Below are 13,571 nucleotides of genomic sequence, written 5' to 3' on the forward strand. Positions count from 1 at the left end.
GGGAGGCGTTCAAGCGTCTGGTCGAGTCGCACGCGGTCAGCAACCGGCGTGCGGTGGAGCAGGCCGCGGATCGTCACGACGAAGCCGGGTTGCGTAGCTTCGAGCAGCGCACCGCCGACGGCCTCATAGCCCTCGTTGCTGGTCGCGCTCCCGAGCCCGCACGGTTCGGTGCCGAAGGGCAAGCCCCTGATCCCGTCGAGGGGTCGAAACCTGCTGGCCCGGCTTCGACGAGCGCGCCCACTCGGACCGGCCCGCCTGTGAGGCCGACCGTGGTGGTCACCCTGTCCTTCGACGACGTCCTGAACCGGGTCGAGCAGGCCGGGGTGCTGGCCAGCGGTGAGCAGGTCACCGCCGGTGAACTGCGCCGGTTGGCGTGCGACGCCACCATCGTGCCGATCGTGCTCGGCTCGGCCAGCCAGCCCCTCGACGTGGGCCGCGACCAACGCCTGGTCACCCCCAGCATCCGCAAAGCCCTCGAACAGCGCGACAAGCGGTGCGCGTTCCCGGGCTGTCGGGTCCCAGCCTCGGGGTGTGAAGCACACCACATCATCCCCTGGTGGCTGGGCGGCGACACCGCCTTGGGCAACATGGTGCTCCTGTGCCCCCACCACCACGGCACCATCGAACCCCACCGGTTCTTCGACCACAGCTCCCCACCCACGAGATGGACCGTCCACATCGCCGATGACGGACACCCGGTCTTCACCCCACCGACCCGCGTGGGCCAACCGCGGGCCCAGGCACCCCTGCGCTCGAACCAACGCCAGGCCGAACTCGCCCGGGCGCCCCTATGGGAGGATCCGCCGGACCACCCCGGTGGAGTCCAGCACCACCACCGGCAGGGGCAGGAAGTCCTGATCGAATGAAGTCCCGCGTGGGGGCCGCCTCCTACGATGGCGGCATGACTGAGACGACGTTGGTCCTTGTCGGCAACGCCAAGGCGGGCACGGTGTCCGTCCTCAAGTTGGGCGAGGGATCGCTCGAGCCGCTGTCCACCAGCACCATCGGAGCGGGCACCGGCACGTTCGCCGTGGATGCCGCCCACTCGCTCGTGTACTGCGCCACCAAGCAGCCCGAACCGGCGATCGTCACCCTGCGGCTCGACCGCAGCTCAGGCGTCCTCACCGAGGTCGCACGCCGCGCCGTCGCCGACCCGTTGGCCTACCTGACACTCACCCGCGACGGTGACCTGTTGCTCGGGGCGTCCTACCACGGCGGCTGGGGCGTCGCCTGGCCGGTGGCCGATGGCGGCCTGGTGGGCGAGGAGACCTCCCGCGTCGAGCACGCCAACCTGCACTGCGTCGTCACCGACTCGGCCAGCCGGTACGCCTACTTCGTCTCCCTCGGCGACGACCTCATCTCCCAGACCGCGATCGGAGAGGACGGCGTCCTCACCCCGCTCGATCCGCCGACCGTGGCGGCACCCGAGGGGTCCGGTCCGCGGCACCTGGTGCTGGCAGCCGACGAGCACGCCGCCTACCTGGTGACCGAGTTCAGCGGCGAGGCCATCCGACTTGAGCGCGACCCGGCGACCGGTCAGCTCACCCGCGCGGAGTCGGTCTCGATCGTCGACCCCGAGGCCGGCCTCACCCACAGCCGCTTCGGCGCCGACCCCATGGCCGAGCACCTCATCTGGGGCGCGGACGTCCACGTGGCCCGCTTCGGCTCGTACCTCCTCGCGACCGAACGCACCGCCAGCACCGTCGCCGTCGTGAGCCTCGACGCAGACGGCCTGCTCGGCGGCGTGGTGGGCCTTGTCCCCACCGAGGCGCAGCCGCGGGGGTTCGCTGTCGCGCCCGACTCGCGGCACGTGGTCGTGGCGGGGGAGGGCTCCGGCTCGGTCGCCCTGTACGAGCTGTCCGACGAAGGCGAACTGGTCAAACGTGACCGTCACGAGACCGGGGCCGGTGCCAACTGGGTGCGTTTCGCCTGACCGGGGCACTACCTTGGTGGAGTGAATGAAGACGAACTGGGCCAGCTCGACCTGAACGACGCCGACGAGGTGGTCGACCAGACGGTTGACGAGGTGGCCGCCGCCGGCGAGCAGGAGGCCCCCGAGGGTCCCACGTTCGCCGACCTCGGGTTGGACGACCGCATCCTCAAGGCCCTCCGGGAGCTGGGCTACGAGCGTCCCAGTCCCATCCAGGCCGAGACGATCCCCGCGCTGCTGGCCGGCCGCGACGTCGTGGGCCTGGCCCAGACCGGCACCGGCAAGACGGCCGCCTTCGCGCTGCCGATCCTGGAGCGCCTCGAGCCGCGCGCCAAGCACGTCCAGGCGCTCGTGCTCGCCCCCACCCGCGAGCTGGCCCTCCAGGTCGCCGAGGCGTTCGAGAAGTACGCCACGCACCTGCGCGTCCGCCTGCTGCCGGTGTACGGCGGCCAGGGCTACGGCGTCCAGCTGAGCGCGCTCGCGCGCGGCGTCGACGTGGTCGTCGGCACCCCCGGTCGCATCATGGACCACCTCGACCGCGGCACCCTCGACCTCTCCGAGCTCCGCTACCTCGTGCTCGACGAGGCCGACGAGATGCTCAACATGGGCTTCGCCGAGGACGTCGAGAAGATCCTCGCCGACACCCCCTCCGACAAGCAGGTCGCCCTCTTCTCCGCGACCATGCCGCGCACCATCCGCAAGCTCGCGCAGACCTACCTCAACGACCCCGTCGAGGTGCAGGTCAAGGGCCGCACGTCGACCGCGGCCAATGTGAAGCACCGCTACATGATCGCCTCCTACCAGCAGAAGCTGGACGCCCTCACCCGCGTCCTCGAGGTCGAGAACTTCGACGGCATGATCGTGTTCGTCCGCACCAAGAACGAGACCGAGACGGTCGCCGAGAAGCTGCGCGCCCGCGGGTTCAGCGCCGCCGCCATCAACGGCGACCTTCCGCAGGCCGCCCGCGAGCGCACCATCAACCAGCTCAAGGCCGCCAAGCTCGACGTGCTCGTCGCCACCGACGTCGCCGCGCGCGGCCTCGACGTCGAGCGGATCAGCCATGTCGTGAACTACGACATCCCGACCGACACCGAGAGCTACGTGCACCGCATCGGCCGGACGGGCCGCGCCGGGCGTTCCGGCGACGCGATCTCGTTCGTCACCCCGCGCGAGCGGCACCTGCTGCGCTCGATCGAGCGGGCCACCGGCCAGGAGCTGACGCACATGCCGCTCCCGACCGCTGACGACATCAACGCGACGCGCCTCACCCGCTTCGACGACGGCATCACCGCCGCCCTCGCCGAGCCGGACAAGATCGACTTCTTCCGTGACGTCGTGGCCCACTACGTCAACGAGTACGACGTCCCCGAGGTGGACGTCGCGGCCGCGCTGGCCGCCGTCCTCCAGGGCGACGAGCCGATGCTGCTCGAGCCCGAGAAGGAGTCGCGCGGGGAGAAGTTCCGTGAGGAGCGTCCCGCCCGCCGCCGCGACGACGAAGGCCCCCGCGACGGGTTCGCAGCCGAACGGCGTCCGCGCCCCACGGGCGACCTCGTGCCGTGGCGTGTCGCCGTCGGGCGCCGCCAGCGCATCACCCCGCGCCAGATCGTGGGCGCCCTGGCCAACGAAGGCGGCCTGTCGAGCGACCAGATGGGCCGCATCAACATCCGCCCTGACCACTCGATCATCGAGCTGCCCGCCGACCTGCCCCGCGACGTCCTGGACAAGCTGAGCCGCACGCGGGTCTCGGGCAAGCTCATCGAGCTGCGCCCCGACGAGGGCCCCCGCTTCCAGCGTGAGCGTCCCACCCGCCGCAGCGACCGTGGAGGTCGCGACGACTACAAGGACGCCTTCAAGGCCGAGAAGAAGTTCAAGAAGCCCCGCCACAAGGGCTGACGAGGGAGCTGGCGCACGCGTGGGCCGAGGTCCGGCACCAGCCGGGCCGGTTCGTCGCCATGCTGGCCGCCATCGTGGTGGCAGACACCCAGCCTTTGGGCTTGGCCTACTCGCCCGACTCGGGCTCCATGTGCGTGGACTGCCACTCCCACAGCGTGCCCGGACGCCCGCGTCCCATCACGATGCGCTGGTGGCTGATGCCCAGCCCGCGCACGGACGCCAGGCGCCGGTTGAGGTTGCCGCGGTCGGGCGCGGTGCCGGTGAGTGACCGCGTGATCGCCACGGCGGCCGAAACCGGGAAGGTCGGCCCCGTGAGCGCGCGGGTGAAAGTGAGGTCGCGCCACAGGCGGTCCACCAGCAGGGGGCGGCAGAACTCGATCATCTGGTTGTGGTCGAAGGCCAGCGGCGGCACGTCGTCGACCGGGTGCCACTGCACGTAGTCGGGCGCCTCGTCCGGGTCGTCCGCGACCGCCCACATGACCACCGATAGCGTCTGACCGCGCGGGTCACGGTGCGGTTCGTCGAACACCGTGAGCTGCCCCAACGCCCGGACGCCGAGGTCCAGCTTGGTGCGGACGGCGCGCTCGGCGGCGTCCGCGAGGCGTTCACCCTCCCACAGCGTCACGCCGGGCAGTGCGAGCTGGTCGATGTACGGCTCGATGATGCGCTTGGAGACGCCCACCTCGACGTGGCGGGTCTCGTTGTTGTAGCGCAGGGCGATCGCGTCGACGGAGACGTTGGAGGTTGGCTGGCGGTCCATCGCTGGTTTCCTTGTCAGACGGCAGTGTCAGAAAGTACCTGCCACAGTACCGCGGGTTTTGGTGCGCTGCACCAGATCCCGACCGAAGGCCGCGCCACGAGAACGGCGGGGAGGCCGAAGCCTCCCCGCCGTCGCAGTACCGGACCCCGGCTACTTCATCAGGCCCAGCGTGGTGGGCAACCAGGTGGAGATGGCCGGGATGAAGGTGACCACCAGCAGGCCGATGCACAGCGCCCAGAAGGTGGGCCACAGCTTGCCGATGAGCGCCTCGATCCTGACGTTCGCGACGCGGGCGGCCATGAACAGGCTGTTGCCGATCGGCGATTGGGATGGGTTTCCAACCGGTGCCCTGCGGCGGGGGCCTGCCGCGGGGCGATTTGCCGTGCCATTTTCGGGCGTTGTCCACAGCCAGATGCTGGGATTGCTCGCACCCGGGCGTCCATCGTGCCTAATCTCTGGGTGACGTACCCCCCAGGAACAAGGACCCACCCCCATGGAAACCCCCGTTCCGGACGCGACGCGTCCGCGCATCCGCCTGCGTCGCAGCCCCCTGTGGCTGCTCGCCGGCATCCTCGCCGTGTGCCTCGGCGGGCTGGCGTCCGCCTTCGTGTACCTGTCGCTGACGGCGTCCGACCCCGTGCTGCGGGTGAACCGGACCATCCACCGCGGCGAAGTGATCCAGGGGGCCGACCTGTCGGTCGTGTCGGTCGGCACCGGCGTCGACGTTCGGACGGTGGGTGACGAGCGGGCGGCCGAGGTGATCGGACGGGCGGCGGTGACGGACGTCCCGGGCGGCAGCCTGCTCGTGGAGGGGTCGTGGGGCGAGAGCGGCGTGCCGGTGGGGAGCGCGCGCGTGGGCCTGCGCCTGTCGGTGGGGCGGTTCCCGACCACCGACCTGCGCCCCGGCACGCAGGTGCTGGTCGTCGCGCTGCCGGCCCAGGGCGAGGCGGAGGCGGAGCTGCCCGGCAGCATCCCGGCGTCCTTGGTGGGGGAGCCCGCCGTGCAGACCGACGGGTCGACGCTGCTGGCGCTCAGCGTGCCTGCCGGCTCGGCCGAACTCGTGGCCCGCCTGGCCGCGGCCGACCGGGTGGCGCTCGTCCAGACGGGGAACGGCCGATGAGCATGCTCGTCCTGGCCAGCGCGTCCGGTGCGCCGGGCGTGACGACCACCGCGCTCGGGCTCACCCTGATGTGGCCGGGCGATGCCGTCCTCGTGGACGCCGACCGCTCGGCCTCCCAAGCGATCCTGGCCGGCTACTTGAGCGGCCAGTCGACCCACGGCGCCGGCCTCCAGGGCCTGCTGCAGGCGCACCGGGAGCGGCGCCCGTTGGGAGCGGCGCTGGCGGCCGAGTGGCGTCCGCTGCCCGACCTCCCGCGCAAGCCCGACGAGGCTCCGCCCGGCGACCGGCGCTTCGTGCCCGGCTTCACCCACCTCGGCTCGGTCGACCTCTTCGACGGCGTGTGGCCCGGCATCGTCGAGGCCGGCCGCGACGCCGCGTTTGACTTGGTGGTGGACGCCGGGCGCACCGGCCACCGCGGCCTCCCCGCGAACTTGGTTGCCGGGGCGGACGCCATCGCCCTGGTCTGCCGGACGTCGCTGGTCTCCCTCGCCGCCGTGCGGCTGCACCTCGCCCCGCTCGTCGAGTCGGGTGCGCCCGGCCGCGTCGGCCTGATCGTGGTGGGGCCGGGCCGGCCCTACGGCGTCCGCGAGGTCGCGGAGCAGTTCGGCGTGCCGGTCCTGGCCGAGGTCGCGTGGGACCCGTCGGCCGCCCAGGAGCTCGCCGACGGTGCCCCGGTCGGACGCCGCTGGTCCCGCACGGCGTTGGGTCGCTCACTCACCCGCGCCGCCGAGTCGCTGCGCGAGACCATGCACGCCGGATCTCTGGTGGAGGCCCCATGAGCAGCTCGACCATGCGGCGTCTCGCCGACATCCCGCTGCTGGCGCCGGCGCCGGACGCCTTCGCCGTGGGCGCGCAGGAGATACGCCGCGCGGCCGGTCCGGTCGCGAGCGACGGGGCCGTCGACTGGGGCCTGATCGTGGTGCTGCGGCGCCGGGCCTCGGACAAAGTGACCCGCGAGACCGAGGCGTACGTCGAGCGCACGGGCACCCCGATGCCGGACGCCGACCGCCGCCTGCTGGCGCGTTCGATCATCGCCCGCGTCGTGCGCAGCCACGCCGAGGACCAGACCCACCTCGGCGAGCTGTGGACCGTCGAGCGCGAGCAGACCTACGCCGTCGCGCTCGAGGACGCGATCTTCGGGTATGGACGCCTGCAGCCCCTGTTCGAGCTGCCCGACGTGGAGAACATCGAGATCCACGGCCACGACTCGGTGGTGGTCCAGTACGGCGACGGCCACCGCGAGGAACTGCCGCCGGTGGCCGACAGCGACGAGGAGCTCATCGAGGCCATCCGGTTCCTCGGCGAGTCCGTCAGCCCACCGCGTCCGTTCGACGACGCGCACCCCACGATGACGCTCGCCCTCGGCGACCGGCATCGCCTGCACGCCATCGGGTTCGGGCTCTCGTTCCGGCCGAGCATCGTCATCCGCCAGCACATCCTGACCAGCATCGACCTGCCCGAGCTGGTCGACCTCGGCATGGTGCCCGACGACGTGGGGCGCCTCCTTCACGCCGCCGTGCTGAACCGCACGTCGATCGTGATCGCGGGGGATCAGGGCGCGGGCAAGACGACCTTGCTGCGGGCGCTCATCGCGTCCATCCCGCACAACGAGCGCTTCGGCACGCTTGAGACCGACTACGAGCTGCTCACCCACCTGCAGCCCGGACGCCGCAACATGCTCGCGCTGCAGGCGCGGGTCGGCCTGGGCGAGGTCGCGGACGGGCGCCACGTCGGCGAGTTCTCCGTCGCGCAGCTGATCCCCGAGGCGTTGCGGCAGAACCTGGCCCGCCTCGTCGTGGGTGAGGTGCGCGGCGTCGAGGCCGGGGCGATGTTCGAGGCGATGCAAGCCGGCGCGGGAACCCTCTCGACGACCCACTCCCACTCGGCGACCTCCACCATGGACCGCCTCGCCGCGCGTGTGGCCCAGGGTGGGGTGCTGTCGGTCGACGAGGCGTTCCGCCAGATCGCGTTGCACATCGGGTTGATCGTGCACGTCCACCTCATCGACGAGACGTGGCGCGGCGGCGTCCGCACGCGGCGCGTGTCGCAGGTGATCGCCCTGACCGGCGCGCTGGAGGGCAACCGGCCCGTCACCCACCTCGTCTACCAGGCCGGCAACGAGGCGGAGTCGGAGCGCTTCCACCCCGAGCCGCGCATGATGGACGAGCTCGCGCCCTTCCTGCCCAGTTGGCGGGCCGACCGATGACCCTGATGATGGCGGTGCTGGCCGGCATGCTGCTGGTCGCCGGTGTGGCGATCCTGGTGGCGGTGGCCGCCGGGGTGCTCGTGTCCGACCCGACGCCGCGCGCGTCCACACCCCTGTGGACGAAAGCTGTGGACAACGTCCGCGGCGCGACCGGACGCGCCCGGCTCACCTTGGTGGCCGGCGTCCTGGCCGGCATCGTCGTCACCTTGTGGACCCGGTGGCCCATAATGCTGGTGGTCGTCCCGGTCGCGGTGTACGGCGTCCCGCACCTGCTCAGCGCCCCGAAGCAGACGCAGATCGAGCTGCTGCAGGCGCTCGACCGCTGGGTGCGCGGCATGACTGCCACCATGGCCACCGGCAAGTCGATCACCGATGCGCTCCGCCTCTCGGCCCGGACGCCGCCGCCGCTGCTGGCCGACGATCTCGTGCTGCTCATCCGCCGCCTCGACGACCGCTGGCCCGCACCGCAGGCGTTGCTCGCGATGGCCGACGAGTTGGCCTCCCCCGACGCGGACGCCGTGCTCGCCAGCCTCGTGCTCGCGGCCGGACGGGGTGGCAGCGGGGCCGCCGCCACGCTCGTCGCGCTGGCCGACTCCATCCAGGAGCGGCTCAAGGTGCTGCGCGAGGTGGAGGCGGAGCGGTCGAAGCCGCGCGTCGTCGTCAAGCAGGTGACGATCATCACACTCGTCCTGCTCGGCGCCGCCATGCTGTTCGCCCGCGACTTCTTCGCCCCTTACGGGACGCCCATCGGCCAGGCCATCCTGGCCGGGCTGATCGTCGCCTACGTCGGGGCGCTCGTGATGTTGCGTCGCATGACGCTGCCGCGCCCGCGCGAGCGCATCCTGAGGAGCACGACATGACGGCCTGGCTGCTCGTCGCGCCCGGCGCCCTCGTGGCCCTCGGGGTGTGCCTGGTCGTGGCCGGGTTCCGTCCGCGCCACGCACGGCTGGCGGACGCCCTCGGCGTCCTCGCCGACGACGTGCCCGCCCCGACCGCCGCGCCCGAGTCGGAGGCCGCGGGCCTGGACCGCCTCGGCGCCTGGTGGGTGCGCAGCCGGTACGTCGTGGCGCAGGGGGAGCTGCAGCGGAACCTCCGCCTGCGCGGCCGAACGCTGGCCACCCACTACACCCACAAGCTGGTCGCCGCGCTCGCCGGGCTGGTGGCCCCCTTCCTGTTCGCGGTGCTCGCGTGGGTGGTGTTCGACGAGGTCTCCCCGCTGCCGCTGATGGCCGGGCCGGTGCTCGCCGCCGCGGGCTTCTTCGTGCCGGACTTCCTGCTCCGCGGGGCCAGCCCTGAGGCCACCGAGGACGCCACGGAGGCCCTCCTCACCTTCTTCGACCTGGTCACCCTCGAACGGCTCGCCAACCAGTCGGGCACTCAGGCGCTGCACTCGGCGGCCTCGCTGTCGGACGTCCCGGTGTTCGCGGCCATCCGCGGCGCACTGGACCGGGCGCGCCTGCAGCAGCGCGCGCCGTACGGCGACATCAAGGAACTCGGCCGCGACCTCGACCTGCCGGCCCTGCGCGACCTGGCCGACGTGATGAAGCTCGACGAGTCGGGCGCCTCCCTCTCGACCGCCCTTCGGGCCCGCGTCCGCGAGCTGCGCGACGGCCACCTGAGCGCCATGAAGATGACCGCCAACGAGATGTCCGAGCGCATGACGACGTGGATGGTGATCCCGACCGTCGTCTTCGGGCTGTTCTTCCTCATTCCTCCGTTGCTCACGCTCGTGACCGGCGGCTGAACCACCCCCACCCACCCTGAAGGAGAACCCGATGTCCACCCAGACCCTCGTGCACCGCGCCGTCGGCGCGACGCTCACCTGGCGCGACCGCGTCGCCACCCTGCTGCACGCCCGCGACGAGCGCGGCCTGTCCCAGTCGACCGAGCAGGCCCTCCTCGTCGCCGGTGCGGTCGCCGTCGGCACCGTGATCGCGGGCGCCGTGCTGCTGTACGTCCGCGGCCGCCTCGCCGAGGCCGGAATGTCGGTCGGCGGGCCGTGACCCGGGCCGACGCCACTCCGGCGCGTGACGCGCGCGGGATGTCGGGCTCGGTCCAATGGGCACTGCTGGTGCCCGTCCTCCTGCTCGCCGTCCTGGGCTCGATCCAGGCCGGCCTGTGGATGTACGGCCGCACCGTCGCCTCCCACGCCGCCATCGCCGCCGCCGAGGAGGCCGCCCTGCTGGGCGCCACCGAGGCGGACGCCCGCGCCCTTGGCCTCGAGATCGCCGGCGGGGGCGGCCTGGCCGACCTGGAGGTCCACCTCGCCGTCGACGCGAACCTCGCGCGGGCGACCGTCCGCGGCCGGATGCCCACGTTCCTCGACCTCGGGCAGACCCGGGTCAGCGAACAGGCCACCCGGCCCCGCGAGCAGGTGACCCGGCCATGAGGGCCCGCGACCAGCACGGCATGTCGGCGTCGATCGAGATGGCGATCCTCGTCCCCGCGCTCGTGCTGATTCTCGCCGTGGTCGTCGGAGCAGGCCGGCTCGCCCTGGCGCGCATCGCCGTCCAACAGTGGGCCGACTCGGCCGCCCGCACCGCCACCCTGGCGCGGGACGCCGGCAGCGCCGCCACCCGCGCCCGCGCCGTCGTCGCATCGGACGCCGCGGGCTCGGCCACCCAGTGCCGCGGCAGCTGGCAGCTCGCGGTGGACACCCGTGCCTTCGCGCTGCCCGTCGGCCAGCCGGGGGCGGTGGAGGTGACCGTTCGCTGCGCCGTGCCGCTCGCCGACCTGCTGCTGCCCGGCGTGCCGGGCACCGTCCTCGTCGAGGCGCAGGCGTCCTCGACCCTTGACCGCTACCGAGGGAGAAGCTGATGCGCCGCATCCTTGCCCTGATCGCCCTGCTGCTGCTCGTCGTAGCGCCGCCCTTGGCCCTGCTCGCGTGGGGGTTCACCGACCTTGGCGCGATCCACCTGTGGAGCGCGACGGACGTGCGTGTCCTGCTCGCGGTGCTGACCCTCGTCGGCTGGTTGGCGTGGGCGGCCTGGATGGTCGCGCTCGCCATCGAACTGGTGGGGGCCCTGCGCGGACGCCGGGTGCGGGTGGCCTTGCCGGGTCTCTCGGTGCCACGAGCGCTGGCGTCCGCTTTGGTGGCGGTGGTCCTGGCGTCCGGCGCCGGCGTCGCGCACGCGACCCCGCGCGTGGCGGACGACCCGGCCGCGGCCCTCGTGGTGGGAGAGGTGGCCGCCGCCTCGGCGCCGGCTCACGCGACCCCCGCGACCGTCGCGACCGCCGCGGCCCCCGCGGCCCCCGCGGCGCCGCCCGTCGCCGAGGTATCGGCCGGTCCCCAGCACACGGTGGCACCCGGTGAGGACCTGTGGAGCCTCGCGGAGAAGTACTACGGCGAGGGCGGGCAGTGGCGGCGCATCGTGGCCGCGAACCCCGCGCTCCAGGCCGACCCGATGGAGCGGCTCACGCCCGGGACGGTGCTGTCGGTGCCCGACCCGGTGACGCTCGTGACGGTGCAGCCGGGCGACACCCTCAGCGCCATCGCCGCCCAGCACCTGGGGGACGCCGACCGCTGGCCCCAGGTGCACGCGCTCAACACCCAGCGGGTCACCGATCCCGACCTGATCCAGCCCGGGTGGGTGCTCAAGGTGCCCATGACCGTCCTGCCGGCGAACGCGCCCGGCGCCCCCGTCGGTGGCGACGAGCAGGCCGAGCCCGCGGCGTCCGACCCCGCAGGGGGGCCGGCAGAGACGGTGGAGTTGCCGGCGGACAGCGAGTCGGCCGCGCCCGTCACGGCGCCCGCGGACGCCCCCACCAGCGAGCTCCTCGCCCCGGTCACCGAGACAGCCCCTGCAGTCGGCCTCCTCGGCGGCATGACCGCCCTCTCGGCAGCCGCCGTCATCGGCGGGGTCGGGCTGCGCCGCCGCATCCAGGAGCACCAGCGCCCGCTCGGCCGGCGCTACGTCCAGCCGACCGGCGAACTGGCCCGGTACGAGGTGGCCCTCGCGCAGGTGGACGAGGCCGCCGACGGCACGGACCGGATGGCCCTGCTCGGCCGGGCGATGCGCCACCTCGCCCAGCACTGGTGGCGTGAACGGACGCCCGCCGCCCGGCTGGAGCACGTGCGCGTGGGTCCCGACGACGTGGTGTTCACCTTCAGCGAGGGCCCCGCGGCGGCGCCCGACGCGTTCACGCGGGTGGGTGCCTCGCTCGCGATCACGTGGGCGGCCCTCGGCGAGCTCCCCGACGTCGCGCACGCGGTCGCCTACCCGGCGCTGGTCACGCTGGGGGAGTCCGAGCCCGGGCACCTCGTGATGGTCGACGTGATGGCCTCAGGCGTGCTCGGCGTGCGGGACGACGAGGAGGCGGGGGCCGGCGAGATCCTCTCCGCGATGCTCGTCGAGCTCGCCTGCGCCCCGTGGGCCGAGGAGCTCGACCTGCTCGTCATCACCCCTGACGCCCGGTTCGCGGACGCCGCCGGCGAGGGCCGCATCGTGCACGACACCGAGGCGGAGGACGGCGTCGCGACGGTCGAACGGCTCGTCCGCCACCGCGCGCCCTTCATCGAGGGGCGCGGCTGGGACTCCGGGCGCCTCGACCCCGATCTCGCGGAGGCCTGGTCGGCCCAGGTCATCCTCTTCGAGGTGCCGCCGACCCCGGACCAGCTGGCGCGGCTGGAGGCCGCCATCGCCCAGCACCCGTGCGGCGTCGCGGTGATCGCGCCGGTCCGGCCCGAGGTGGGGGCGTCGGTCGACTGGGCGCTGACCCGGATGCCGGACGGCGCACGCCGCCTGTCCGCGGGGCAGGCCGAGGTCGTGCCGCAGACGGTCCCCGCCCAGGCGCGGGAGGCCCTCGCCGACCTCTACCAACTCGCCAACGACACCGCCACCGGCCCTGCGCCGTGGTGGGAGGCTCCCCGGGAGGAAGACGTGAACATCATCGCGCTGCGCCCCGCGCCGTTGCCGCTGCCCGAGCGGGCCGACGGGCCGCGCCTGAACCTGCTCGGCCCGGTCGAGCTCGTGGGGTGCGCGGGCGAGCAGCCCTCACGGGCCGTCCGCCAGTGCATCGAGTACTGCGCTTGGCTGCACCTGCACCCCGGGTCGACGCCCGCGCAGATGCTCGCCGCCCTGCTGGTGGCCGACGGGACGCGCCGATCCAACATGAGCCGCCTGCGCACCTGGCTGGGTGCCCGCCCCGACGGCGCGCTGTACCTGCCGGACGCCTACTCGGGCCTGATCTGGCTCGACGAGTCCGTGTCCTCGGACTGGGAGGAGCTGACCCTGCTGGTCACCGGGGGCGTGAACAAGGCCCCGCTCGACAGGCTCGTCGCCGCGCTCGAGTTGGTGCGCGGCGCACCGTTGGCGGACGCCGCCCCCGGCCAATGGGGCTGGGCGGAGGAGTTCCGGTCGGACGCCGCGGCTCTCATCCGCGACGTCGGCGTCGTGGCCGCCCGCGCGGCACGCCAGCGGGGCGACCTGGAGACGGCCCGTTGGGCCGCCAACCGGGCCTTGGTGGCCGCGCCGGACGACGAGCTGCTGCTCGGGGAGCGCATCCGGGTCGAACACGCTGCCGGGCGCACCGATGAGGTGCAGCGGCTGGTCACGCGCGTGACGAGGACGGCCCGCGTCCTGGGGCTGGACCTCCTGCCGGAGACCGTCGAGCTCTGCCAGGAGGTCGTCGAGGGACGCCTCCGCGCGAGGGCCCAGTAGGG

14 protein-coding genes are annotated in these 13,571 nt (G+C 73.2%); 12 read left to right on the plus strand and 2 right to left on the minus strand.

The genetic code is table 11. The annotated features are described in order from the left end of the window. Nucleotides 1–53: 53 nt before the first annotated feature. Genes ET989_RS11895 through ET989_RS11905 form a run of 3 tightly spaced genes read left to right on the plus strand, consistent with a single transcriptional unit; the run spans nucleotide 54 to nucleotide 3,823 of the window. Nucleotides 54–866, plus strand: coding sequence for an HNH endonuclease signature motif containing protein (locus ET989_RS11895; RefSeq protein WP_338324539.1), 813 nt, complete (start codon nucleotides 54–56; stop codon nucleotides 864–866). A gap of 35 nt (nucleotides 867–901) precedes the next feature. Beyond that, the gene (locus tag ET989_RS11900) at nucleotides 902–1,933 is read left to right on the plus strand and encodes a lactonase family protein (protein WP_131169257.1); all 1,032 of its coding nucleotides are present in this window, start codon (nucleotides 902–904) and stop codon (nucleotides 1,931–1,933) included. A 21-nt stretch (nucleotides 1,934–1,954) separates the two neighbouring features. Next, nucleotides 1,955–3,823: a DEAD/DEAH box helicase gene (locus ET989_RS11905; protein ID WP_241656334.1), complete on the plus strand. Its 1,869-nt coding sequence runs from the start codon at nucleotides 1,955–1,957 to the stop codon at nucleotides 3,821–3,823. Nucleotides 3,824–3,929: 106 nt separating this feature from the next. Here ET989_RS11905 and ET989_RS11910 read toward each other — a convergent pair whose 3' ends face one another. Then, nucleotides 3,930–4,583: an NUDIX hydrolase gene (locus tag ET989_RS11910; RefSeq protein WP_131169259.1), complete on the minus strand. Its 654-nt coding sequence runs from the start codon at nucleotides 4,581–4,583 to the stop codon at nucleotides 3,930–3,932. A gap of 150 nt (nucleotides 4,584–4,733) precedes the next feature. Further along, on the minus strand, nucleotides 4,734–4,883 hold the full coding sequence (locus ET989_RS15000) for a hypothetical protein (RefSeq protein WP_165490158.1): 150 nt from the start codon (nucleotides 4,881–4,883) through the stop codon (nucleotides 4,734–4,736). 193 nt (nucleotides 4,884–5,076) lie between these two features. On the opposite strand from ET989_RS15000, the gene ET989_RS11915 reads away from it, so the two are divergent. From ET989_RS11915 to ET989_RS11955, 9 genes are read left to right on the plus strand one after another with little or no spacing between them, the layout of a single operon-like run. Beyond that, nucleotides 5,077–5,703, plus strand: coding sequence for an SAF domain-containing protein (locus ET989_RS11915; protein WP_131169261.1), 627 nt, complete (start codon nucleotides 5,077–5,079; stop codon nucleotides 5,701–5,703). Further along, a complete protein-coding gene (locus tag ET989_RS11920) occupies nucleotides 5,700–6,482 on the plus strand; it encodes a CpaE/TadZ family protein (RefSeq protein ID WP_131169264.1) in 783 nt (260 codons plus the stop codon). The genes ET989_RS11915 and ET989_RS11920 overlap by 4 nt, the downstream gene beginning before the upstream one ends. Beyond that, the gene (locus tag ET989_RS11925) at nucleotides 6,479–7,909 is read left to right on the plus strand and encodes a TadA family conjugal transfer-associated ATPase (protein ID WP_206662337.1); all 1,431 of its coding nucleotides are present in this window, start codon (nucleotides 6,479–6,481) and stop codon (nucleotides 7,907–7,909) included. The genes ET989_RS11920 and ET989_RS11925 overlap by 4 nt, the downstream gene beginning before the upstream one ends. Then, nucleotides 7,906–8,769 carry a type II secretion system F family protein gene (locus ET989_RS11930; RefSeq protein WP_131169266.1) on the plus strand — a complete coding sequence of 288 codons (864 nt, stop codon included), beginning with the start codon at nucleotides 7,906–7,908 and terminating at the stop codon, nucleotides 8,767–8,769. The genes ET989_RS11925 and ET989_RS11930 overlap by 4 nt, the downstream gene beginning before the upstream one ends. Beyond that, nucleotides 8,766–9,653 (plus strand): hypothetical protein, encoded by an 888-nt coding sequence (locus tag ET989_RS11935; RefSeq protein WP_131169269.1) that lies wholly within the window; start codon nucleotides 8,766–8,768, stop codon nucleotides 9,651–9,653. Before ET989_RS11930 ends, ET989_RS11935 begins: the two co-directional genes overlap by 4 nt. A 31-nt stretch (nucleotides 9,654–9,684) precedes the next feature. Next, entirely contained in the window at nucleotides 9,685–9,912 is a 228-nt protein-coding gene (locus tag ET989_RS11940) for a hypothetical protein (RefSeq protein WP_131169271.1), read from the plus strand. A 38-nt stretch (nucleotides 9,913–9,950) separates the two neighbouring features. After that, nucleotides 9,951–10,298: a TadE/TadG family type IV pilus assembly protein gene (locus ET989_RS11945; protein WP_131169273.1), complete on the plus strand. Its 348-nt coding sequence runs from the start codon at nucleotides 9,951–9,953 to the stop codon at nucleotides 10,296–10,298. Next, a complete protein-coding gene (locus ET989_RS11950) occupies nucleotides 10,295–10,726 on the plus strand; it encodes a TadE family protein (protein ID WP_131169275.1) in 432 nt (143 codons plus the stop codon). Before ET989_RS11945 ends, ET989_RS11950 begins: the two co-directional genes overlap by 4 nt. Further along, nucleotides 10,726–13,569: an AfsR/SARP family transcriptional regulator gene (locus ET989_RS11955; protein WP_131169277.1), complete on the plus strand. Its 2,844-nt coding sequence runs from the start codon at nucleotides 10,726–10,728 to the stop codon at nucleotides 13,567–13,569. The genes ET989_RS11950 and ET989_RS11955 overlap by 1 nt, the downstream gene beginning before the upstream one ends. Nucleotides 13,570–13,571 lie beyond the last annotated feature (2 nt).

Origin of the sequence: Propioniciclava sinopodophylli (assembly GCF_004324755.1) — a bacterium.
GTDB lineage: Bacteria > Actinomycetota > Actinomycetes > Propionibacteriales > Propionibacteriaceae > Propioniciclava > Propioniciclava sinopodophylli.

Bases quoted from the DNA above. Each gene is read 5' to 3' on its own strand.
- ET989_RS11915 (WP_131169261.1), top strand. From the start codon at position 5,077: ATGGAAACCCCCGTTCCGGACGCGACGCGTCCGCGCATCCGCCTGCGT.
- ET989_RS11950 (WP_131169275.1), top strand. From the start codon at position 10,295: ATGAGGGCCCGCGACCAGCACGGCATGTCGGCGTCGATCGAGATGGCG.
- ET989_RS11940 (WP_131169271.1), top strand. From the start codon at position 9,685: ATGTCCACCCAGACCCTCGTGCACCGCGCCGTCGGCGCGACGCTCACC.
- ET989_RS11925 (WP_206662337.1), top strand. From the start codon at position 6,479: ATGAGCAGCTCGACCATGCGGCGTCTCGCCGACATCCCGCTGCTGGCG.
- ET989_RS11935 (WP_131169269.1), top strand. From the start codon at position 8,766: ATGACGGCCTGGCTGCTCGTCGCGCCCGGCGCCCTCGTGGCCCTCGGG.
- ET989_RS11920 (WP_131169264.1), top strand. From the start codon at position 5,700: ATGAGCATGCTCGTCCTGGCCAGCGCGTCCGGTGCGCCGGGCGTGACG.
- ET989_RS11955 (WP_131169277.1), top strand. From the start codon at position 10,726: ATGCGCCGCATCCTTGCCCTGATCGCCCTGCTGCTGCTCGTCGTAGCG.
- ET989_RS11945 (WP_131169273.1), top strand. From the start codon at position 9,951: ATGTCGGGCTCGGTCCAATGGGCACTGCTGGTGCCCGTCCTCCTGCTC.
- ET989_RS11910 (WP_131169259.1), bottom strand. From the start codon at position 4,583: ATGGACCGCCAGCCAACCTCCAACGTCTCCGTCGACGCGATCGCCCTG.
- ET989_RS11930 (WP_131169266.1), top strand. From the start codon at position 7,906: ATGACCCTGATGATGGCGGTGCTGGCCGGCATGCTGCTGGTCGCCGGT.
- ET989_RS11900 (WP_131169257.1), top strand. From the start codon at position 902: ATGACTGAGACGACGTTGGTCCTTGTCGGCAACGCCAAGGCGGGCACG.
- ET989_RS15000 (WP_165490158.1), bottom strand. From the start codon at position 4,883: ATGGCCGCCCGCGTCGCGAACGTCAGGATCGAGGCGCTCATCGGCAAG.